Raw genomic sequence first — 19851 nt, 5'->3', positions numbered from 1 at the left:
CCCCCCCCCCCCCCCCGGGGGCCCCAGGACCCGGCACCGAAGGACCTCGATGAGCTCGACCACCACCACCGCCCCGGCGCCAGCCGCCGGTTCACCCGAGCGGCCACGCCGCTCGTTCCGGGACCTGCTCACCGCACTTCCCTGGATCGGTCCCAGCCTCGCGCTGATCATCCTGATCGTCCTGTTCCCCGCGGGGTACATGGTCTTCAGCTCGACCCGTGACATCTCGCAGTCGGGCATCGACCGGGGGAGCGCCGGGTTCCAGAACTACCTGGACGTCTTCGCGATCCCCGCGCTGCCTCGCGTGCTCGCGAACACCGCGGTGTGGGTCGTCGCCGTCGTCGCCCTCACGGTCGTCCTGTCGCTCGCGCTGTCGAACTTCCTCAACAAGCAGTTCCCCGGCCGGCAGATCGTCCGTCTCGCGGTCATCGTGCCGTGGGCCGCGAGCGTCGTGATGACCACGACCGTCGTCTACTACGGGCTCCAGCCCAACTACGGCATCATCAACCAGTTCCTGGCGGACGTGGGCATCCTCGACAGCCCGGACTTCGGCTTCACCAAGAACGCGACGTCCGCGTTCGTCGTCGCGATCGTCGTCGCGGTGTTCGTCTCGCTGCCCTTCACCACGTACACGCTCCTCGCGGGGCTCCAGTCGATCCCGAGCGACGTGGTCGAGGCGGCACGCATGGACGGCGCCTCGCACCGGCAGGTCTACTTCTCGATCATCCTGCCGCAGCTCAAACCCGCTCTCGCGGTCGCCGCGATCATCAACATCATCAACGTCTTCAACTCGCTGCCGATCCTGCGCCTCATGACGGGATCGATCCCGGGATACGACGCGGACACCACGACCACGCTCATCTTCAAGCTCATCCAGTCCGACCGCGCGGTCGACCAGGCGAGCGCGCTGTCGGTCGTGAACTTCGTGATCGTGATCGCGGTCATCGCGCTCTACATGCGCATCGTCAAGCCGATGAAGGGAGTGGACGAGTGAGCAACGGAGTCCTGACGCGCGAGCCGGACGCTCGCCCCGCGCAGCCCCTCAAGAAGCCGTCGAGGTATGCGACCGGGGGCCCCGGCTCGGGCGGGTCGATCCCCGGACGGGTCGTCGCGGGCATCCTCGTGACGCTGCTCTTCCTGCTGCCCTACGGCATCATGCTGTTCGGCTCGCTCAAGAGCCGGGCGGAGATCCTGCGGATCCCGCCGACGTACTTCCCCGAGCAGTGGCACCCCGACAACTACGTCACCATGTGGTCCACCCCAGAGACGCCGCTCCCGCAGAACCTCGTCTCCACGATCGTCATCTCGGTCGCGGCGACGGTCCTGGTCCTGATCGTGGCCCTGCCGGCCGCGTACTTCACGGCACGCTTCCGGTTCCCGGGGCGCATGGCCTTCCTGTTCCTCGTGCTGGTCACGCAGATGCTCCAGCCCGCAGTGCTCGTCGCGGGCCTCTTCCGGCAGTTCCTCGCGTTCGGGATCGTCGACACCTGGCTCGCGATGATCCTGGTCAACGCAGCCTTCAACCTGGCGTTCGCGGTGTGGATCATGCACAGCTTCTTCGCGAGCGTCCCGCAGGAGATCGACGAGGCCGCGCAGATCGACGGGGCGGGGCGGTGGGCGACGCTGTTCCGCATCAACCTGCCGTTGGTCTGGCCCGGTATCGTGACGGCGATCATCTTCACCTTCGTCGCTGCGTGGAACGAGTTCGCCGCCAGCCTCGTCATTCTCTCGACGGCCGGCAACCAGCCGCTGTCCGTGGCGCTGACGAAGTTCGTGGGTCAGTACGACTCGGCGTGGCAGTACGTGTTCGGCGTCTCGATCGTCGCCATCGTGCCTGTCATCATCCTCTTCGCGATCATCGAGAAGCGTCTCGTCGGAGGTCTGACCGCAGGGAGCATCAAGTGACACGCATCGAGGACGCGACCCACGAGCTCGGCGCCGCCGAGCCGTCGGGCGGACTCAGCAAGTCGGTCCGCTGGGAGCGCATGCTCGCGCTCCTGGCGGACCGCCGCCGGCTCTCCGTCACCGAGGTGGCAGAGCTGTTCGGCACCTCGGAGTCGACCGTGCGCCGGGACTTCGACCAGATGGCGGACCGGCAGCTCGCGCACCGCACCCACGGGGGGATCGTGGCGGCCTCGGTCGCCTACGGGCTTCCCGGCCGGTACGGCAAGCAGCTCGACGACCGTCAGCGCCTCGCGGAGGCGGCGGCCCACCTGGTCACGCAGCGCCACGCGGACCAGGCCGTGATCGGGTTCAACGGCGGGCGCACCACGACCCTGGTCGCCAAGGCGCTCGGCGAGCTCTCCGACCAGGGGTCCGAGCACGCCGCCCGCAACGGCGAGCACGTCTACACGATCGTGACGAGCGCGCTCAACATCGCCGCCGAGCTCGTCCTGCGCCCGCAGCTGCGCACGGTGTGCCTGGGCGGCACGGCACGTGCCCAGTCCTACGAGCTGACGGGCCCCTTGGCCGTGAGCATGGCGCGCACCCTGTGGCTCGACGTGCTCGTGCTCGGCATGGTCGGCATCGACGCCCAGGCGGGCCTCACGTGCGGCGACCCCGACGAGGCCGGGGTCACCTCCGCGCTCGTCGAGCACTCGCGCCACGTGATCGCCGTCGGGACCTCCGACAAGGTCGGCGAGCGGTCGTTCGCGCAGATCTGCGACATCTCCCGGATCACCACGCTCGTGACCGACTCGGGAGCGACCGAGGAACAGCTCGCGCCCCTGCGGGACGCAGGCGTCGAGGTCATCGTCGTCTAGGACGAGCCCCGCCGCTCCCGCCACACACGTCCGCACCACGACGGACGCCGGACCGCGCCGACCGCGCGACCCGGTGGCCACACCAGAAGGGTTTGACATCACCATGAGCACCTCCCACGTCAGCGTCGAGATCGCGAGCCAGCCCCAGGTCTGGCGCGAGGCGGCCCGCCTCGCGGCCGAGAGCGCCGCTGTCCTCCCGCAGCCCGGCGAGCGCGTCGCGATCGTCGGCTGCGGCACGTCCTGGTTCATCGCCCAGGCCTACGCGGCCCGCCGCGAGGAGCTGGGGCAGGGGGTCACGGACGCGTTCGCCGGCAGCGAGTACCCGGTGGGCCGTGAGTACGACCGCGTGGTGGCGATCACCCGTTCCGGGACGACCACCGAGATCCTGCACCTCCTCGAGGTGCTCGACGGCAAGCAGCGCACCCTGGCGATCGTCGGCGACCCGACCTCGCCCGGCGCGAGCGCAGCGGACGACGTGGTCGTGATGCCCTTCGCCGACGAGCAGTCCGTGGTCCAGACCCGGTTCGCGACGGCCGCGCTCACGCTCCTGCGTGCCGGACTCGGCGACGACATCGAGGAGCTCGCGACCGCAGCCGAGGAGGTCGTGGGCTGGGAGGTCCCCGAGGCCGTGCTGGCCCGTACCCAGTTCACGTTCCTGGGTCGCGGCATGGCCGTGGGGCTCGCGAACGAGGCGGGGCTCAAGATGCGCGAGGCGTCGCTCGCCTGGGCCGAGGCGTACCCCGCCATGGACTACCGCCACGGGCCCATCAGCATCTCCGACGAGACGAGCGCCGTGATCCTGCTCGGCGCCGAGGTCCCGGGCCTGGTCGAGGACATCGAGCGCACGGGGGCCCTCGTGGTGCGCTTCGACGAGGACGCGCAGCTCACGCTCGTGCGCTGCCAGCTCCTGTCTGTCGCGAACGCCGAGCGCAAGGGCCTGGACCCCGACGCCCCGCGTCACCTGACGCGCTCGATCATCCTGGAGGACTCGGCATCATGATGGTCGGGGAAGAGCAGGTCGCCTTCCCCGCCGTCCCGGAGCTCCTGTCGCCGTCCCACGGAGGGGCGGCGGCGGGAGCGACGGGGGCAGGCCTGCGCCCGGCGGTGATCGCGCTCGACGTCGGCGGGACCGACATCAAGTCCGTGCTCGTCACGCGCGGCACCGACCCGGACGGGCTCGACCAGATCCTCGTCGAGCGGGTCACCCCCACCCGTGCGGCCGAGGGCCCCGAGGCCTCGCTCGCCGCGGTCCTGGCGGCCGTCGAGGCCCTGCGCGCCGAGGTACCCGCGGGGTACCAGGTCCTGGGCGTGGGCCTCGCGGTGCCGGGCACGGTCGACGAGTCGGCGGGCCTCGTGGTGAGCGCCGAGAACCTCGACTGGGTCGACCTGCCGCTGCGGCAGGTCGTCGCGGACGCGACGGGCCTGCCCGTGGGCTTCGGCCACGACGTGCGCGCGGGGGGCCTCGCCGAGGCCCGCCTGGGCGCGGGCCGCGGGGCGCCCGACCACGCCTACGTGTCGATCGGCACGGGCATCGCTGCGGCGGTCGTCCTGCACGGTCAGGTCTACGTGGGCGGCGGGTACGCGGGCGAGATCGGGCACGGTGGCGCGCACGGCGGGGCGCCGTGCCCGTGCGGCGGCACCGGGTGCGCGGAGACGTTCGCGTCGGCCGCGGGCATGGCGCGCAGCTATCGCGAGCTCACGGGCGCGACGACCGACGAGGTGCCCGGCTCCGCCGAGGTCCTGGCGCGCGCCCACGCGGGCGACGTCGTGGCCCGCGAGGTCTGGGACCGCGCGGTCGACCGCCTCGGCGAGCTCGTCGCCGAGATGGTCCGTGTCCTGGCGCTGCCCGTCGTGGTGATCGGTGGAGGGCTCGTGCGCGCGGGCGACGACCTCATGGTCCCGCTCGACGCCGCGGTGCGCTCGTACCTCACGATCCACCCGGCGCCCCGGCTCGTCCCGGCCACGCTGGGACCGGCGGCCGGCACGTACGGTGCGACGGTCCTCGCGTGGGACGCCGTGAGCGCGGCCGCGCTGGAGTCGCTGTGACGGGCCCCGGGCAGGTCCGCGTCCTGTGCCTCACGCCCAACCCCGCGTGGGACGTCACGTACGGGGTCGACCGCCTGGACCCGGGCGAGGCGCTGCGGGTCCGGTCCGTCGCGGCCCGCGCGGGCGGCAAGGGGGTCAACGTCGCGCGCGTCGTGCGTGCGCTGGGCGGGGACTCGGTCGCGGTCGCCCCAGTGGGTGGCCTCCTCGCGCCGGCGTTCGCGGCCGACCTCGAGGCCGCGGGCCAGCCCGCGACGCTCGTCCCGGTGGCGGGTGCGTTGCGGCAGGCGGTCGCGGTGGTCCCGGAGCACGCAGGGCCCGACGACGGAGGTCACCCCACGGTCCTCAACGAACCGGGGGCCGCGCTCACGGAGGAGGAGTGGGGGCTGCTCGTCCGCACCGCGGTCGGCCTCACCTCGGACCGCCCGGTCGTGACGATCTCCGGCTCGCTGCCTCCCGGCACGACGCAGGACCGGTTCACCAGTCTGGTGCGTGCGCTGCGCGAGGCCGGCTGCCCGGTCCACGTCGACGTGTCGGGGCCCGGGCTGCTCTGGGCCGCCCAGGCGGGCGCGGACCTCATCAAGCCCAACCGCGCCGAGCTCGCCGAGGCGACCGGGACGCACGACCTGGCCCAGGGCGTGGCCGCGCTGCAGCGCCTGGGTGCGCACGACGTCGTCGTGACCGACGGCGAGAAGGGGCTCGCGGCGTTCGAGCCCGGGTCCACGGCGCCCGCGGCGCGGGCCCGGCTCGACGCCCCGGTGCACGGCAACCCGACCGGCGCCGGTGACGCGGCCATGGCGGCGCTCGCGGTGAGCGTCGGCCGGCCCTGGGCCGAGCGCCTGGCCCTGACCGTCGCCACGTCGGCCGCAGCGGTGCTGCAGCCCGTCGCGGGCGAGGTCGACCCCGAGGACGTGCGGCTGCTCGCCGACCGCGTCCTGACCGAGAACGTGAACGACACCCCGAGAACCACGGAGGACTGAATGCCGCTCGTCACCGCCAGCCAGCTGATCTACGGAGCCCGCGCCGAGCGTCGGGGGGTCGGCGCGTTCAACGTGATCCAGGTCGAGCACGCCGAGGCCTTCGTGGCCGCGGCCGCCCGCGCCGGCACCGGCGTCGTCCTGCAGATCAGCCAGAACGCCGCGAAGTACCACGGCGGCCTCGAACCCATCGCTCTCGCGACGCTCGCGATCGCCCGGGCGTCGAGCGCACCGGTCGTGGTCCACCTGGACCACGCCGAGGACCGCGCGCTCGTGAGCGAGGCCATCGCGCTGGGCCTGAACTCGGTCATGTACGACGGGTCCGCGCTCGACTACGAGGCCAACGTCGAGGCGACGGCCGACGTGGTGCGCGAGGCCCACGCCCGCGGGGTCTTCGTCGAGGCCGAGCTCGGCAAGGTCGGCGGCAAGGACGGCGTGCACGCCCCGGGCGTGCGCACCGACCCGGCCGAGGCCGTGGCCTTCGTCGCCGCGACCGGCGTGGACGCGCTCGCGGTCGCGGTCGGCTCGTCGCACGCCATGACCGACCGCACGGCCGCGCTCGACTTCGAGCGGATCGCCGAGCTGCGGGCGGTCGTGCCCGTGCCGCTCGTGCTGCACGGGTCCTCGGGCGTCGCTGACGCCGACCTCACGCGTGCCGTCGAGGAGGGGATGACCAAGATCAACATCTCGACCCACCTCAACAACACCCTGACGCGGGCGCTGCGCACCTACCTGGACCAGAACCCGGCCGTCGTCGACCCTCGCAAGTACCTCGGTGCGGGCCGCGACGCGATGCGCGACGAGGTCGTGCGCCTGCTGGGTGTGCTGAACGCGGCCTGACGGGGTCCTCCCGGGAGGCCGAGGGACGTCGTCGAGGGAGAGGGTGCCGGCCCTCTCTCTCGACGCGGTCCCTCCCGCGGCGATACCCCCAGAGCGAACCCCCTCGCCTCACACCGACATGTACGGGAGACTGGGCAGATGAGCATGACTCGTCCCAATTCCGCGCCCAAGGTCCCGACGCCGCCGAGCGGGGAGCAGATCGCGTCCTACGCGACCTACCTCGAGGCGCAGAAGGCCGTCGACTACCTCTCCGACAACAAGTTCGCCGTCGAGTACGTGACCATCGTCGGCACCGACCTGCGCATGGTCGAGCGCGTCATGGGCCGTCTCACGTACGGCCGGGTGGCGCTCGCGGGCCTCGCGTCCGGTGCGTGGTTCGGCCTGTTCGTGGGTCTGCTGCTGTACATGTTCAACAGCGGTGGCGGGCTGATGCTCGCCGCGATCGGTCTGGGTGCGGGTTTCGGCCTGCTGTTCTCGGTCCTGTCGTACTCGCTCACGGGGGGCAAGCGCGACTTCACGTCGTCGAGCCAGATCGTGGCGTCGTCGTACTCGCTGCTGTGCCTCGCGGAGCGCGCGGGCGACGCGCGTCGCCTCCTGTCCCAGATGCCCGACGGCGCCGCGGCCATCGCGCGTCAGGTCCCGCCGGTCGCGGGACCGGCCGGGCCGCCCGCGCAGCCGGGCCAGTGGGGACAGCCGGGACAGGCGCCCGGCCAGCAGCCGGGCCAGGCGTGGGGGGCCCAGCAGCCGCCGGCCCCGCAGGCGCCCGCTCCGGTCGCGACACCGGTCCAGACGGCCGACGCCCCGGCCCAGCCGGCCCCTCCGGTCAGGACTCCGGACCCGCGCTGGACGACGCCCTCGGGCGCGCCGCGCTACGGAGCCATGCGCAGCGACGTCACGCCGCCCGCTCCCGCTGACGCCGCACCCGTCGAGGGGCGCCCTGCCCCGGTGACCGACTCCCAGGCCGCGGCCGACGGCGCGACGGACGAGACGTCGTCGGGCACGCGCTAGGTCCCTCCAACGGCCACTCCCGGCGCGGAGCTCCGGGACGTCCCTCCGCCGTCCAGGCAAGGCATCGCTCGTGCTCGCGCGGCGGAGCGGGCTATCCGATCCAGGGGGGCGAGACCGGCTCGCCGGGACCCTCGGGCGAGATCGGTGTCGCCAGAGCGCCGGCGAGGCCGGTGACGACGAACTCGGCGCCCGACACGGTGCTGACCCGGCGTGCGGCGCCGGCGTGCAGCACCACGGTGTCTCCGGCCGACAGGTCGACGGTCTCGTCGTCGACGGCCACCGTCGCTGCGCCGTCGAGCACGTGCCACGCCTGCTCGCCGTCGAACGAGTGCTGAGGACCTTGTTGACCGGCGCGCATGGAGACGCGCCACAGGCTCACGGTCGTGGTGCCGCCCTGCGTGGGTGAGGCGAGCGTCGTCATCGAGGCGTTCGGTGTCTCGGTGACGCGGGTGTCCGAGCGTGCGATCTTGAGGTCAGACATGTCGACTCCCTGGATTGACAACATGGTTGTCCATCAACGGAACCACGCCGCCGCGATATCGTCAACCATGTTGTCGACAGGGAGGTCCTGAGATGAGCGAACCTGGATGGCGCGTCGTGCTCCTGCTCGCGGGCGCGTTCCGCGGCAGCATCGATGCGCTCCACGACGACCTCGCCGAGCAGGGGTACCCCGAGGCCCGGCCGTTGCACGGGTTCGCGCTCCAGGCGATCGGGCCCGACGGGTGCACGATCAACGAGCTCGGTCAGCGGCTCGGCGTCTCGAAGCAGGCGGCGGCGAAGACGGCGGCCGGCCTCGAGAAGTCCGGGTACGCCTCCCGCGAGCCGGTCCCAGGAGACCGCAGGGCGGTGCTGCTGCGTCGCACGCCCCGCGCAGAGGAGTTCCTGGCGGCCAGCGCGGCCGGGTTCGAGCGCGTCATGGACGGGTGGCGGCTCCGGCTCGGTGACGCGCGGTTCGACGCGCTGGTCGACGCGCTCGCCGACGTGGCGGACGAACGACCTGTCGGAGACCTGCCCGGCTGGCTGTCTCGACGCTCCTCGACCACCGACGAACGGCCAGGGGGCTGACCGGCCGCACCGACGGCCCGGCGGCCAGGAGGGGGCCGGAGCAGACCCCACCACCTCCGGACCGATCAGCGCGGCTCAGTCGCGCGCGGCGCGTTCCGCGGCGGCCTTGGCCGCGTCCCGCTCACGCTTGCGCGCCTCCTTGAGGCGCTTCTCGGCCTCGCGCACGGCCTTCTCCGCCTCGCGGCGGGCCCTGGACGCCTCCTTGACCTTGGGGTCGCGCGCGTAGAGCTCGGCGGCCTCGCGCTCCTCGTGCGGAGGGAGCGGAGACTCGGCGCGCTCGGCGGGCGTCCGCTCGACGTAGACCCCGATCCCGTCGAGAACCCGCTCGAGGCCGAACACGACGTCGTCGACCCCGTCGTCGTCGCTCAGGTACGCGCCCGAGGCGACCACGGGGTGCAGGTACGGGAACCTCTCGGGAGTCACCAGCTCGGAGAAGACCTCGGCGTACGCGGCCCCGCTCACGTCGCGCCCGCCGGGGTCCTGCCGGGCTCCGCGCAGCTCGCGCTGGATCCGGGCGGCACTCTGCGCGTAGCTCGTGACGAGCATGATCATCGCGAGCTTGTCGGCGTCGGACAACGACGTGTCGTGCATCGCGCGCAGGCCCAGGTCGACGAACCGCAGGTTGTTGGGCGTGAGCGGGACGCCCTGGACCGCGACGTCGAGGAACCACGGGTGGGCCTCGTAGACCGCGAGGGAGGCGAGCGCGAACTCGCGCAGGCCGCGCCGCCACGTGGGCCCCTCGCCCGCGGGGATCCGCCCCTCCATGACCGCGGTGAGCTCGGGGTGCGCCCCCGAGGGAAGATCGATGTCCATCGCCTGCTCCTGCATGAGGAGCAGCAGGTCGTCCTTGCTCGTGACGTAGCGGTACAGCGACATGGTCGTGTACCCCAGGGCTGCCGCGAGCTTGCTCATCGAGAGCGCGCCGAGCCCTTCGGCGTCGGCGATCTCGATGGCCTGCTCGACGATCCGCTCGATGCTCAGCTCGCGCCGAGGGCCGCGCTGCGGGTTCTCGGCCACGCCCCACGCCAGGGCGATGGCGTGGGGCAGGCCGGGATCGGTGGTGTCCGTCATGGGTACATCATCGCCGGTCCGTGCAGGATCGCCGGTCCGTACCGCGACGGGCGAGGGGGGCGTGGGCCGCACGGGCCGAGCACCCTCAGTGCGCCGTCCGGCGCCGGTAGAGGATCGACGCCCCGGCGCACGAGACCACGAACATGCCGACGAGCCACGCGAGCGCCGGCACGAGCTGCCCCGCGGTCGACGTCCCCGAGAGCAGTGCACGCAACGTCTCGATGACGGGCGTGAACGGCTGGTGCGTCGCGAAGCCGTGCAGCCACGTCGGCATGGTCTCGACCGGCACGAACCCGCTCGACAGGTAGGGCACGAACAGGAAGAACATGTTGAAGCTCGCCGCGGCGTCGACGCTCAGGACCAGGCCTGCGAGGCAGCTCAGCCACGTGAACGCGAGGACCATGAGGGCGAGATAGCCCGCGATGCCCACCCACCCGCCCAGGTCGGCCCCCGGGCTGAAGCCGAGCGCGACGGCCACGAGCAGGACGAGCGTGGCCGAGACGAGGTTGCGGACCGTGCTGGCCAGGACGTGCGCCCACAGGACCGAGGGCCCGAAGATGGGCAGGGTCTTGAAACGGTTGATCGTGCCGCTCGTCATGTCCTGGGCCACGGAGAGCGCGGCGGTCGCCGAACCGAAGCCCAGGCACAGGACCAGGATCCCGGGCACCACGTAGTCGACGTAGCTCCCGTCGTCCTCGATCGCGCCACCGAACACGATGACGAACACGAGCATGATGAGGACGGGCAGCATGAGGGCCGTGACGAGCCCGTCGACGCTGCGCAGCGTGCGCCGCAGCTCGCGGCCCGTCATGGCCGAGACGTCGCGCAGCGCGGTCGCGGGGGACTGGCGGACGGCCCTCGGGGCCGCGCGAGAGGGGCGGTCGGGCGCGGGTCGCCGCATGGTGGTCGGTGCCGTGGTGCTCATCGCAGGCCTGCCTTCGTCGTCGCGGGGGAGGCCGCGGGCCGGGTGGGGACGGACGGGGTGCCCGAGGTGCTCTGCGGCGGGCGTGGGGTGCGCGCGGCGCGCGAACCCGTGAGGGCGAGGAAGACGTCGTCGAGCGAGGGCTTGACCACGGACACGCCCGTGACGGGGATGCCCTGCTCGTCGGCCCGCGCCAGGACGTCGCGGACCGTGCGGAGGGGGTCCGTCGTCGGGATCGTCGCCGCGAGGTCCTTCTCGTCGATCCCCGAGATCTCGAGCCCGATCTCCTGGACCGACGCGAGCGCGTGGGAGTCCTCGACGTCGACCCGCACGTGCTGGCCGGGGACGAGGGCCTTGAGCTCGCTCGCGGTCCCGCGCGCGACGATGCGTCCGCCGTCGAGCACCGCGATGGTGTCGGCGAGCCGGTCCGCCTCCTCGAGGTACTGGGTCGTGAGCAGGACGGTGATGCCGTCGGCCGCGAGCTCGCGGACCACGTCCCAGAGCTCGGAGCGCGACTGCGGGTCCAGGCCCGTGGTCGGCTCGTCGAGGATCAGGACCTGCGGGTTCGCGACCAGGCTGATCGCGAGGTCGAGACGGCGTCGCATGCCGCCCGAGTAGGTCTCGACGCGTCGCCGGGCGGCGTCGGTCAGGTCGAAGCGGTCGAGGAGCTCGGCCGTGCGGGCCCTGACCGTTGCGCGGGGCAGGTGCGCGAGAGTGGCCATCATCGCGAGGTTCTCCTCGCCCGTCTGGAACTCGTCGACCGAGGCGTACTGGCCCGTGAGCGCGATGACCTCGCGGACCCGGGCGGCCTGGCGGACGACGTCGTGCCCCGCGATGGTCGCGGTCCCGGCGTCGGGCCGGACGAGGGTCGTGAGGATGTTGACGGCGGTCGTCTTGCCCGCGCCGTTGGGTCCGAGGAGCGCGAAGATCTCGCCTCGTCGGACGGACAGGTCCACGCCCTGCAGGACGGCGTGGTCTCCGTAGGACCTGGTGAGTCCCCGGACGTCGATCATCGGGTCGGGCATCGTTACCTCCGTGTGCGTCGCAGACTGTTGTGTACTTCCTACACTGTGTAGACCATACGCACTGTGTGTGGCGTACACAAGAGGTGGATTTCAGGCGACCTGCGCACGGGCGGCCGGATAGCGTGACGCCATGCACCCCGCCATGCACCCCGCCACGCACCAGGCCGAGTTCCGCGACGCCCGCCTCGTCGAGGTCTACGACGCCCAGAACACGTGGGGTCGGGACGACGACTACTTCCTCGCCCGCGCGGCCGAAGGCCCCGGCGGGCGGGTGCTCGACCTCGGGTGCGGCACGGGGCGGCTGACCGTCGCCCTCGCCGACGCCGGGCACCAGGTGACGGGCGTCGACCCCGCGGGCGCCTCTCTGGACGCGGCCCGGCGTCGGCCCGGCGCCCAGGGCGTGACCTGGATCCACGGGACGTCCGCCGACGCGCCCGCGGGTGCGTTCGACGTCGCCCTCATGACGAGCCACGTGGCCCAGCTCTTCGTCGCCGACGACGAGTGGGCGGGCGTCCTCGCGGACCTCCGGCGGGCCCTGGTGCCCGGTGGCGTCCTCGTCTTCGACACCCGCGACCCCCGTGACCGCGCCTGGGAGGCGTGGCACGCTCCCGGCGATCGCGACCCGGTGGCGCTGGATGGCGGGCGTGTCGTGCAGACCTGGAGCGAGGTCACGGGCGAGCGTGACGGTGTCGTCGACTTCACGCTCGGCTACGAGATGCCCGAGGGCGACGTGCTGACGAGCACGGCGACCCTGCGGTTCCGTGCCGAGGGGGAGGTGCGGCGGTGCGTCGAGGCGGCCGGGTTCACCGTCGAGCAGGTCGACGGCGGGTGGCGGAGGGAGGCTGTCGGGCAGGGCGACGGCGAGCTGCTCGTCGTCGCGCGCGCGGTCTGACGCGCCGGGCGCCCGGACGGCGACCCTGCACGGGCCGACCGAGGGCACGACGAAGGCGGCGGCCCTGAGGAGTCCTCGGGGCCGCCGCCTCTGCGTGCCGGGTGGTGCGCCCGGCGGTGCGGCGTGTGGTGCGCCCGGCGGTGCGGCGTGTCGCCGCTGCGCCTCGTGCGTCAGTCGCGCAGCGACGCCATCCACGCCTCGATGTCCTCGGGGCGGCGGGGGAGCGCGGCCGAGAGGTTCTCGTTGCCGTCCTGCGTGATCAGGACGTCGTCCTCGATGCGGATGCCGATCCCGCGGTACTCCTCGGGGACCGTCAGGTCGTCGCTCTTGAAGTACAGGCCCGGCTCGATCGTGAAGACCATGCCCGGCTCCAGGATGCCGTCGACGTACAGGTCGCGGCGCGCCTGCGCGCAGTCGTGCACGTCGAGGCCCAGGTGGTGGCTCGTGCCGTGCACCATCCAGCGGCGGTGGAACTGTCCCTCGGGGGCGAGCGACTCCTCGGCGGTCGCGGGCAGCAGGCCCCACTCGGCGAGGCGCTCGGCGATGACCTCCATGGCGGCCGCGTGGATGTCGCGGAAGCGCGCCCCGGGGACGGCGACCGCGAAGGCCGCGTCGGCGGCGTCGAGCACGGCCGTGTAGATGCGGCGCTGGACGTCGGTGTACGTGCCGTCGACGGGCAGCGTGCGCGTGACGTCGGCCGTGTAGAGCGAGTCGACCTCGACGCCCGCGTCGAGCAGCACGAGCTCGCCGGTACGGACCTGGCCGTCGTTGCGGATCCAGTGGAGAGTCGTGGCGTGCTCGCCCGCGGCCGCGATGGTCTCGTAGCCGACCGTGTTGCCCTCGAGGCGGGCGTGCGCGTCGAACGTCGTCTCGATGACGCGCTCGCCGCGGCGGTGCACGGTCGCGTGGGGCAGGTTGCGCACGACCTCGGCGAAGCCCTCGATCGTCGCGTCGACGGCCTCGCGCATGTGCGCGATCTCGAGCGCGTCCTTGACCAGGCGCAGCTCGGAGGCGGCCTCGACGAGCGTGGCGTCCGCGGCGGCGTCGTCGGCCTGGCCGTTCTCGAGGCGGATCGCCTCGACCAGGGCCTCGATGTTCTCGTCCGCCCCCGTGACGACGAGCAGCACCACGTGCTCGCCGACGTCCTTGGCGAGCGCGTCGCGCAGCTCGTCGACGTGAGCCGCCTCGATCCCGGTGAGGGTCGTGACGTCGTCGAGGCTGGGGCGCGCCCCGACCCAGAACTCGCCGTAGCGCGAGTCGGCGTAGAACTCGTCGGTGTCGCGCGCCGCGAGGGGGCGCACGTAGAGGACGGCGTGGTGGTTCGAGCCGTCGTCGCCCGTGCCGGGCTCGACGGGGTGCAGGACCAGGACCGCGTCGGGCTCCTGGTCGGTGCCGAGGCCCGTGAGGTGCGCGAACGCCGAGTGCGGGCGGAACCGGTAGTCGGTGTCGTTCGAGCGGACCTTGAGCGGGCCGGCGGGGATCACGAGGCGCGCACCGGCGAAGCCTGCCGACAGCTCGGCGCGGCGCGCCGCGGTGTACGGAGCGGCGGCGCCGGCCTCGACGTCGCTGCTCGCGCGCGGCGCCCAGCCGCTCGTGATGAACGCCTTGAAGGCCTCGGAGTCGGGCCGGTGCGACCGGTTGTCGTTCCGGGCGGCGATCTCCTGCTCGGTCTCCGCGGCCGGCGCGCTGACGGGGGTGGTGTCGTTGCTCATGGCCACCAGTCTCCCATCGGTCGCTGGGAGAGGGAGCGTGGCCCGACGGCGGAGCGCCCCTCGGGCGCGTCGGCGCTGCGGGCAGGGCGTGCCTCGGGTGCTCGTCCGGTGTCGTCGGGAAAGCGTGCGGGAGCGTCCGGCGGCCGTCGAGCAGTCGTCGGTCAGCGCTGCGGCCGCGCAAGATGACTGCGCTGTCATTCACAATTGACAGCGCAGTCATTCGCAGGGATGCTGGGCCGCGGACGCTCGTCGTCCGGCACCGGTGCCAGCCGCTCTCGCGACCCCACGTCGTCATCGGACGAGCACCGGACAGCGCACCGGTGCGCGCCGGACGAGGCCTGAGCGTCGTGGGCATCGCTGCCCGCTCGGACGTCGAAGAGGACGAACACGCATGAGACGATCACGACTCGCCACGCTCTCCGCGGGGCTCGCGCTGCTGATCGGGGCGGGCATCTCGCCTCCCCGGTCGCCGCCGCCCCCGGCGCCACGGACCCGACCGGCCCGCGCTCGCCTGCGGACCACTCCCTCGAGGTGAACCCCTTCGTCGGGACGGAGAGCGAGGGCAACGCCTACCCCGGCGCCACGGTCCCGTTCGGCATGGTCCAGCTCAGCCCGGACAACACCAACTCCTACGCCTCGACCTCCTACAGCAAGAACGCCGGGCGGGTCTGGGGCTTCAGCCACCGGCACGTCAACAGCGCGGGCTGCCCCGCCGCGGGCGAGCTGCTCGTGACCCCGGACACCACCGCGGCCCCGCGGACGGCCCGGACGCCCATCGCGATCAAGGACCAGGCGAGCACCGAGAAGGCCGTCGCCGGCTTCTACGAGGTGACTCTCGCCAACGACGTGCACGCCGAGCTCACGGCCACCACCCGCGTGGGTGCGCACCGGTACACGTTCCCGGCCTCGACCACGTCGCACCTGTCGTTCAACGTCGGGCAGACGCTGCGCGACGCGGGCGCCAGCTCGGTCACGTGGGTCGACGACCGCACGCTCGAGGGCTGGGTCGACAACGGCGGGTTCTGCGGCGGCACGCCCGCCAAGCAGCGCTACTTCTTCAGCGCGACGTTCGACCGTCCCGTGTCCTCGTCCGGCACCTGGGGCACCAACGGCGCCTACACCGCGGGTTCCACCACGAGCCAGGTCACCACGGGCCGCAACGGCGCCGTCGCGGTGTTCGACACGACCACGGACCGCGACGTCGAGGTGAGCGTGGGCGTGTCCTTCGTGAGCGTCGACGGCGCGCGCGGCAACCGCGAGGCCGAGGCCGTGCGCGACGGCGTCCAGGTCGGGTTCGACGAGATCCGCGAGGGGGCGCGCGACGCCTGGAACACCGAGCTGGGCCGCGTCGACATCGAGGCCTCGCCCGAGAAGCGTGCGATCTTCTACACCCAGCTCTACAAGACCCTGCTCTCGCCGACGATCGGCAACGACGTCGACGGCCGGTACCGCGGCATGGACCTGAAGGAGCACTCGACCGACGGGTGGGACTACTACCAGAACTTCTCGCTCTGGGACACGTACCGCACGCAGGCGACGCTGCACGCTCTTCTGCTCCCCGAGCGCGCCGAGGACATCGTCCGCTCGATGTACCAGCACCGCGTCGAGGGCGGCTGGCTGCCCCGCTGGTCGCTGGCAGCGCTCGAGCCAACATCATGGCGGGCGACCCGGTCACGCCGTGGCTCGCGGAGAACTTCGCCCTGGGCACCGTTCCCGACGACATCTCGGACGAGCTGTGGGGCTACCTCGTGGAGAACGCCACGACGGCCCCGCCCGCCGGTGTCGCGTCCGTGGGTCGCCAGAGCGCGGCCTTCTACAACGAGAACGGCCACATCCCGTTCTACCCGGAGAACGAGGGCGGCCTGGGCGGGCAGTACGAGGAGTACCGTCACGGCGGCTCGTCGACGCTCGAGTTCGCGCTGTCCGACGCGGGCCTGGGGGCGGCCGCCCAGCGCCTCGGCAAGACCGAGGACGCCGAGACCTTCCTCGCCAAGGGCCGGAACTGGCAGACGCTGTGGAACCCGGCCGTCCAGCTCTCGGGCGGCTTCCAGGGCATGGTCAACGCCAAGCGCCCCGACGGCACGTTCGTCACGCTCGCCGAGCTGACCGACGTCACGCGCACGGGCTTCCACGAGGGGGTCCCGTGGCAGTACCAGTGGATGGTCCCGCAGGACGTCACGGGTCTGGCCGAGGCCATGGGTGGTGAGGACGCGTTCGTCGAGCGCCTCGACTACTACTTCGACATGCCAGCGCTCGCGGCGAAGCCGGGCGTCTCGCCCTCGACGTGGGCGCGAGGCGGCAGCTCGTACTACCAGACCATCCGCTACAACCCGGGCAACGAGCCGACGATCACCAACGCGTGGCTCTACGGGTACGTCGGGCAGCCGTGGAAGACCAACGACGTGCTGGCCGCGAACCTCAACCGGTTCCCGAACACGCCGGGCGGGGGCGTCGGCAACGACGACCTGGGCACGCTGGCCGCCTGGTACGTCATGGCCGCGCTCGGCTTCGAGCCTGTCCTGCCGGGCTCGGGCATGCTCGCGCTCAACGCGCCCAAGGTCCAGTCCGCGACCGTCACGACCGACGCGGGCACGACGTTCGCCATCTCGGCCGAGGGCGCCAACGAGGACCTGCCGAGCTACGTCTCGGGCGTCACGCTCGACGGCGCCGAGCACACGGCCGTGTGGATGGACGCCTCGGCGATCCAGGACGGCGGCACGCTCGAGTTCGACCTGGCCGACTCGAGCGCGGGCCTCACGTGGGGCACGGCGCCCGCGGACCGCATCCCGAGCCTGTCGGCGCCGCTCCCGCCGCTGCCCGTCGAGGTCTCCGCGACGGCTCGCTGCGTGGGCAAGAACGTCCAGGTCTCGGTCAAGGCCACGAGCTCGGCCGACACCGCGGTCGACGTCGTCCTGGCGACGCCGTTCGGGACGAAGTCCTTCCACGGGCTGCAGCCCGGCAAGAGCGCCGCGCAGACGTTCAACGCACGCTCGGGCGCGGTCGAGGCCGGGACGGCGAGCGTCACGGTGACGCTCCCGGGGGCCGAGCCGCGGACGCTGGAGGTCGCCTACCCGGCGACGTCCTGCGGCTGACGCCGGCCCGCACGTGCCGGTGCGGGAGGTGAGCAGGTAGCAGGAAGAAGGCCCCAGGTGCCCGACGGCGGTTCTCGCCTCGGGTGCCTGGGGCCTTGTCGGTCCTGGGTCCTCACGGTCCGGGGTCGCCGGACGTGACGCTCAGGACGGTCGTGTCACGCCGAGGCGCCCACCAGCTCGCCGCGTCGCGCGGGGGACCAGCGGCTCGTGAGGTCGCCCAGCGCGCGCGAGAGCGCGTCGTTGAACGCGTCGGGGGCGTCGAGGTTGACGTCGTGGCCCGCGCGCGGCACGACCACCAGGGCCGTGTCGGGAACGGTGTCGAGGTAGCGCTTCTCGTCGAGGCGCAGGTGGTCGCGCTGGCCGTTGATGAGCCAGACAGGGACCTTCGCGGCACGGAGGTCGGCGCGCGAGGAGCGGCCCGCGAGCTCGTGCAGCACGTCGGTCACGACCTGCCACGCGGGCCGCCCGGGGAGCTGCGGGTCGGCGAACGTGCCGGCCCCCGTGAGCTGGGCCGAGGCGCGCGCGCCGCCGGGCAGCGACCTGCCGGCGCGCAGCACGTCCTGGACGCGGCCCAGCGCACGGCGGGTCGCGGCGCCCGCGGCATCCACGAGCGCGGCGGCCTCGCGGAAGAGCGCGACGGGCTTGCCGCGCGGGTCCGCGCTGCACGCGCACGCCACGACGCCCGCGAGCCGGTCGGGGTGGCTCGCCGCGTAGGCGAGCGACGTGTAGCCGCCGAGCGACATCCCGACCACGACGACGGGGACGTCGTCGGGGAAGGACGCGACGGCGTCGTCCAGGATCTCGAAGGCTCGTGCGAGCGTGAACCGCTCGTCGCTGCGCTCGCCGTGGCCCGGCAGGTCGACCGCGACCGCGAGGTGGCCCGCCTCGCGCACGTGGGCGAGCTGGCGCCCCCAGATCGCGTTCGAGGTGCGCACACCGTGCACGAACACGACGGCTGCGGGGGTCCCCGCCGAGGACGCCTGCGCGAGGCTCGGGAGGAGGTCGATCGACGGGGCGGACGGGAAGACGGAGGCCTGGGGGGAGGGCTGGCTGTTTCGCATCGCTTCGGATGCTGCCAGCGTCACCTGGGAGCGGTGCGAAAGCCCCGGGAGCCTCGCGTGAACGTCCTGTGCGGGCCTTGGGACGGGGGCGTCAGGCGAGCGCCTGCTCCAGGACCAGCGCGGTGCCTATGAGGATCATCGCGACGCCCGAGACCCGTGTGACGACGCGCGTCGCGCCGGGACGGGAGCGCAGGACGTGCCGTGCCCCGAACGCCACGAGCAGGTAGACGACCGCGCAACCGACCATGTGCACCGCGCCCAGCGCCGCGATCTGCGCGCCGACCGGCCAGCGGCCCGCCGGGTCCGTGAACTGCGGCAGCAGCGCCAGGAACAGCAGGAGGACCTTGGGGTTGAGCCCGCTGGTCCCCAGGCCCTTCGCGGCCTGGCGTACCCACGAACCGGCGACGTCGTCCCCCTCGGTGACGGGACCACCCGGACGGGCGAGCATCGTCACGCCGAGCCATGCGATGTACGCCGCGCCGAGCATCGTCAGGATCGTGAGCACGGCCGGTGAGCGGGACACCAGGACGCCGACCCCGGCGGCGACGACGAGCGCGGCCGCGAGGTGGCCGGCCAGCATCCCGCCCACCGCGGGCAGGACGGACCGGTGGCGCAGGCCGGCCGTGATCGCGTACGCCCAGTCGGCCCCGGGGGTCACGACGAAGACGAGCGACACCGCCCAGAACGCGGCGACGGTGGCGACGGACATGCTTCCTCCCGGCTCGTGGGCGCCGACGTCCGGCGCGAGAGCAACGTTAGGTCGGAACTGGGCAAAAGTGCTTCCAACTTCTTGCCCTGCTTCATGCTCGGGTGGAAGGATCTTGCGCATGGACGACATCGACCGGCAGATCCTTGCCGAGCTGCAGCAGGACGGCCGGCTCACGCTCACCGAGCTCGCCGAACGGGTACGCCTCAGCGTCTCGCCGTGCCACCGGCGGCTGCGGGCGCTCGAGCGGTCCGGGGTCGTCAGCGGCTACCGTGCGCACCTCGACGCGGGATCGGTCGGGCTGACCTTCGAGGCGCTCCTCTTCGTGACCATGCAGTCCGCGACGAGGGACACGCTCGAGGCGTTCGAGACCGCGGTCGTCGAGGTGCCGAACGTCCTGCAGGCGCAGCGGCTCTTCGGCGACCCCGACTACCTCCTGCGCGTCGTCGCGAGCGACCTGCAGGGGTTCCAGGTGCTCTACGACGAGCGGCTCTCGACCCTGCCCGGCGTGATGCGCCTCAGCTCGACGCTCGTCATGAAGAGCGTCGTCGAGGACAGGGCCCTGCCTCTCTAGGCGGCCCCGCGGTGCCGTGCGGCACGCAGGTCGCAGCAGACGGGCCGGACCCGTCCGCCTCGGTGAGGGGGGGGGGGGGGGGGGGGGGGGGGGGGGGGGGG

The 19851-nt window shown here is 72.8% G+C and carries 18 protein-coding genes and 1 pseudogene; 12 read left to right on the top strand and 7 right to left on the bottom strand.

The features are described 5' to 3' along the window. Positions 1-49: 49 nt before the first annotated feature. The 8 genes from H9641_RS03755 to H9641_RS03720 all read left to right on the top strand — a co-directional run bounded on the left by H9641_RS03755 (position 50) and on the right by H9641_RS03720 (position 7630). Positions 50-994 carry a carbohydrate ABC transporter permease gene (locus H9641_RS03755; protein ID WP_191801207.1) on the top strand — a complete coding sequence of 315 codons (945 nt, stop codon included), beginning with the start codon at positions 50-52 and terminating at the stop codon, positions 992-994. Further along, positions 991-1905 carry a carbohydrate ABC transporter permease gene (locus H9641_RS03750; protein ID WP_318244365.1) on the top strand — a complete coding sequence of 305 codons (915 nt, stop codon included), beginning with the start codon at positions 991-993 and terminating at the stop codon, positions 1903-1905. Before H9641_RS03755 ends, H9641_RS03750 begins: the two co-directional genes overlap by 4 nt. Beyond that, positions 1902-2762 carry a DeoR/GlpR family DNA-binding transcription regulator gene (locus tag H9641_RS03745; RefSeq protein ID WP_231907682.1) on the top strand — a complete coding sequence of 287 codons (861 nt, stop codon included), beginning with the start codon at positions 1902-1904 and terminating at the stop codon, positions 2760-2762. The genes H9641_RS03750 and H9641_RS03745 overlap by 4 nt, the downstream gene beginning before the upstream one ends. Before the next feature lie 103 nt (positions 2763-2865). Further along, positions 2866-3762 carry an SIS domain-containing protein gene (locus tag H9641_RS03740; protein WP_191801205.1) on the top strand — a complete coding sequence of 299 codons (897 nt, stop codon included), beginning with the start codon at positions 2866-2868 and terminating at the stop codon, positions 3760-3762. Then, on the top strand, positions 3759-4808 hold the full coding sequence (locus tag H9641_RS03735) for an ROK family protein (protein ID WP_191801203.1): 1050 nt from the start codon (positions 3759-3761) through the stop codon (positions 4806-4808). The genes H9641_RS03740 and H9641_RS03735 overlap by 4 nt, the downstream gene beginning before the upstream one ends. After that, positions 4805-5785 (top strand): 1-phosphofructokinase family hexose kinase, encoded by a 981-nt coding sequence (locus H9641_RS03730; protein ID WP_191801201.1) that lies wholly within the window; start codon positions 4805-4807, stop codon positions 5783-5785. The genes H9641_RS03735 and H9641_RS03730 overlap by 4 nt, the downstream gene beginning before the upstream one ends. Further along, positions 5786-6622, top strand: coding sequence for a class II fructose-bisphosphate aldolase (locus H9641_RS03725; protein ID WP_191801199.1), 837 nt, complete (start codon positions 5786-5788; stop codon positions 6620-6622). It abuts the gene before it with no gap. A gap of 138 nt (positions 6623-6760) precedes the next feature. Continuing rightward, complete coding sequence (locus H9641_RS03720; protein ID WP_191801198.1) at positions 6761-7630, top strand: general stress protein; 870 nt, start codon at positions 6761-6763, stop codon at positions 7628-7630. Positions 7631-7721: 91 nt separating this feature from the next. On the opposite strand, the gene H9641_RS03715 is transcribed toward H9641_RS03720, so the two are convergent. Further along, entirely contained in the window at positions 7722-8111 is a 390-nt protein-coding gene (locus H9641_RS03715; protein WP_191801196.1) for a cupin domain-containing protein, read from the bottom strand. A gap of 92 nt (positions 8112-8203) precedes the next feature. Here H9641_RS03715 and H9641_RS03710 point away from each other — a divergent pair, with 92 nt between their 5' ends. Beyond that, a complete protein-coding gene (locus H9641_RS03710; protein ID WP_191801194.1) occupies positions 8204-8695 on the top strand; it encodes a MarR family winged helix-turn-helix transcriptional regulator in 492 nt (163 codons plus the stop codon). Positions 8696-8770: 75 nt separating this feature from the next. Here H9641_RS03710 and H9641_RS03705 read toward each other — a convergent pair whose 3' ends face one another. The 3 genes from H9641_RS03705 to H9641_RS03695 all read right to left on the bottom strand — a co-directional run bounded on the left by H9641_RS03705 (position 8771) and on the right by H9641_RS03695 (position 11713). Next, positions 8771-9766, bottom strand: a complete 996-nt coding sequence (locus H9641_RS03705) for a TetR/AcrR family transcriptional regulator (protein WP_191801192.1) — start codon at positions 9764-9766, stop codon at positions 8771-8773. An 85-nt stretch (positions 9767-9851) separates the two neighbouring features. Then, positions 9852-10691 carry an ABC transporter permease gene (locus H9641_RS03700; RefSeq protein WP_225219961.1) on the bottom strand — a complete coding sequence of 280 codons (840 nt, stop codon included), beginning with the start codon at positions 10689-10691 and terminating at the stop codon, positions 9852-9854. Then, complete coding sequence (locus tag H9641_RS03695) at positions 10688-11713, bottom strand: ATP-binding cassette domain-containing protein (protein ID WP_191801190.1); 1026 nt, start codon at positions 11711-11713, stop codon at positions 10688-10690. Before H9641_RS03695 ends, H9641_RS03700 begins: the two co-directional genes overlap by 4 nt. 130 nt (positions 11714-11843) lie before the next feature. Between H9641_RS03695 and H9641_RS03690 the strand changes: the two genes are divergently transcribed. Then, on the top strand, positions 11844-12605 hold the full coding sequence (locus H9641_RS03690; RefSeq protein ID WP_225219960.1) for a class I SAM-dependent methyltransferase: 762 nt from the start codon (positions 11844-11846) through the stop codon (positions 12603-12605). A 170-nt stretch (positions 12606-12775) separates the two neighbouring features. On the opposite strand, the gene H9641_RS03685 is transcribed toward H9641_RS03690, so the two are convergent. After that, complete coding sequence (locus H9641_RS03685) at positions 12776-14317, bottom strand: aminopeptidase P family protein (protein ID WP_191801188.1); 1542 nt, start codon at positions 14315-14317, stop codon at positions 12776-12778. A 531-nt stretch (positions 14318-14848) separates the two neighbouring features. On the opposite strand from H9641_RS03685, the pseudogene H9641_RS19935 reads away from it, so the two are divergent. Further along, positions 14849-17409: pseudogene (locus H9641_RS19935) on the top strand (GH92 family glycosyl hydrolase). Positions 17410-17564: 155 nt separating this feature from the next. On the opposite strand, the gene H9641_RS03670 reads toward H9641_RS19935, so the two are convergent. Together H9641_RS03670 and H9641_RS03665 are read right to left on the bottom strand one after the other, a co-directional pair. After that, the gene (locus tag H9641_RS03670) at positions 17565-18470 is read right to left on the bottom strand and encodes an alpha/beta fold hydrolase (RefSeq protein WP_191801184.1); all 906 of its coding nucleotides are present in this window, start codon (positions 18468-18470) and stop codon (positions 17565-17567) included. A 91-nt stretch (positions 18471-18561) separates the two neighbouring features. Beyond that, on the bottom strand, positions 18562-19179 hold the full coding sequence (locus H9641_RS03665; RefSeq protein ID WP_191801182.1) for a LysE family translocator: 618 nt from the start codon (positions 19177-19179) through the stop codon (positions 18562-18564). A 118-nt stretch (positions 19180-19297) separates the two neighbouring features. Between H9641_RS03665 and H9641_RS03660 the strand changes: the two genes are divergently transcribed. Then, entirely contained in the window at positions 19298-19750 is a 453-nt protein-coding gene (locus H9641_RS03660; RefSeq protein ID WP_191801180.1) for an Lrp/AsnC family transcriptional regulator, read from the top strand. The last annotated feature ends 101 nt before the right edge of the window (positions 19751-19851 follow it).

Source organism: Oerskovia merdavium (assembly GCF_014836755.1).
Classification (GTDB): Bacteria; Actinomycetota; Actinomycetes; order Actinomycetales; family Cellulomonadaceae; genus Oerskovia; species Oerskovia merdavium.
Note: the sequence above shows the minus strand (reverse complement) of the source record. Positions and strands in the feature narration are given on the sequence as shown.

Excerpts from the sequence above, each read along its gene's own strand:
- H9641_RS03725 (WP_191801199.1), top strand. The coding sequence starts at position 5,786 with ATGCCGCTCGTCACCGCCAGCCAGCTGATCTACGGAGCCCGCGCCGAG.
- H9641_RS03735 (WP_191801203.1), top strand. The coding sequence starts at position 3,759 with ATGATGGTCGGGGAAGAGCAGGTCGCCTTCCCCGCCGTCCCGGAGCTC.
- H9641_RS03685 (WP_191801188.1), bottom strand. The coding sequence starts at position 14,317 with ATGAGCAACGACACCACCCCCGTCAGCGCGCCGGCCGCGGAGACCGAG.
- H9641_RS03695 (WP_191801190.1), bottom strand. The coding sequence starts at position 11,713 with ATGCCCGACCCGATGATCGACGTCCGGGGACTCACCAGGTCCTACGGA.
- H9641_RS03755 (WP_191801207.1), top strand. The coding sequence starts at position 50 with ATGAGCTCGACCACCACCACCGCCCCGGCGCCAGCCGCCGGTTCACCC.
- H9641_RS03665 (WP_191801182.1), bottom strand. The coding sequence starts at position 19,179 with ATGTCCGTCGCCACCGTCGCCGCGTTCTGGGCGGTGTCGCTCGTCTTC.
- H9641_RS03740 (WP_191801205.1), top strand. The coding sequence starts at position 2,866 with ATGAGCACCTCCCACGTCAGCGTCGAGATCGCGAGCCAGCCCCAGGTC.
- H9641_RS03715 (WP_191801196.1), bottom strand. The coding sequence starts at position 8,111 with ATGTCTGACCTCAAGATCGCACGCTCGGACACCCGCGTCACCGAGACA.
- H9641_RS03710 (WP_191801194.1), top strand. The coding sequence starts at position 8,204 with ATGAGCGAACCTGGATGGCGCGTCGTGCTCCTGCTCGCGGGCGCGTTC.
- H9641_RS03660 (WP_191801180.1), top strand. The coding sequence starts at position 19,298 with ATGGACGACATCGACCGGCAGATCCTTGCCGAGCTGCAGCAGGACGGC.
- H9641_RS03705 (WP_191801192.1), bottom strand. The coding sequence starts at position 9,766 with ATGACGGACACCACCGATCCCGGCCTGCCCCACGCCATCGCCCTGGCG.
- H9641_RS03720 (WP_191801198.1), top strand. The coding sequence starts at position 6,761 with ATGAGCATGACTCGTCCCAATTCCGCGCCCAAGGTCCCGACGCCGCCG.
- H9641_RS03670 (WP_191801184.1), bottom strand. The coding sequence starts at position 18,470 with ATGCGAAACAGCCAGCCCTCCCCCCAGGCCTCCGTCTTCCCGTCCGCC.
- H9641_RS03700 (WP_225219961.1), bottom strand. The coding sequence starts at position 10,691 with ATGAGCACCACGGCACCGACCACCATGCGGCGACCCGCGCCCGACCGC.
- H9641_RS03690 (WP_225219960.1), top strand. The coding sequence starts at position 11,844 with ATGCACCCCGCCATGCACCCCGCCACGCACCAGGCCGAGTTCCGCGAC.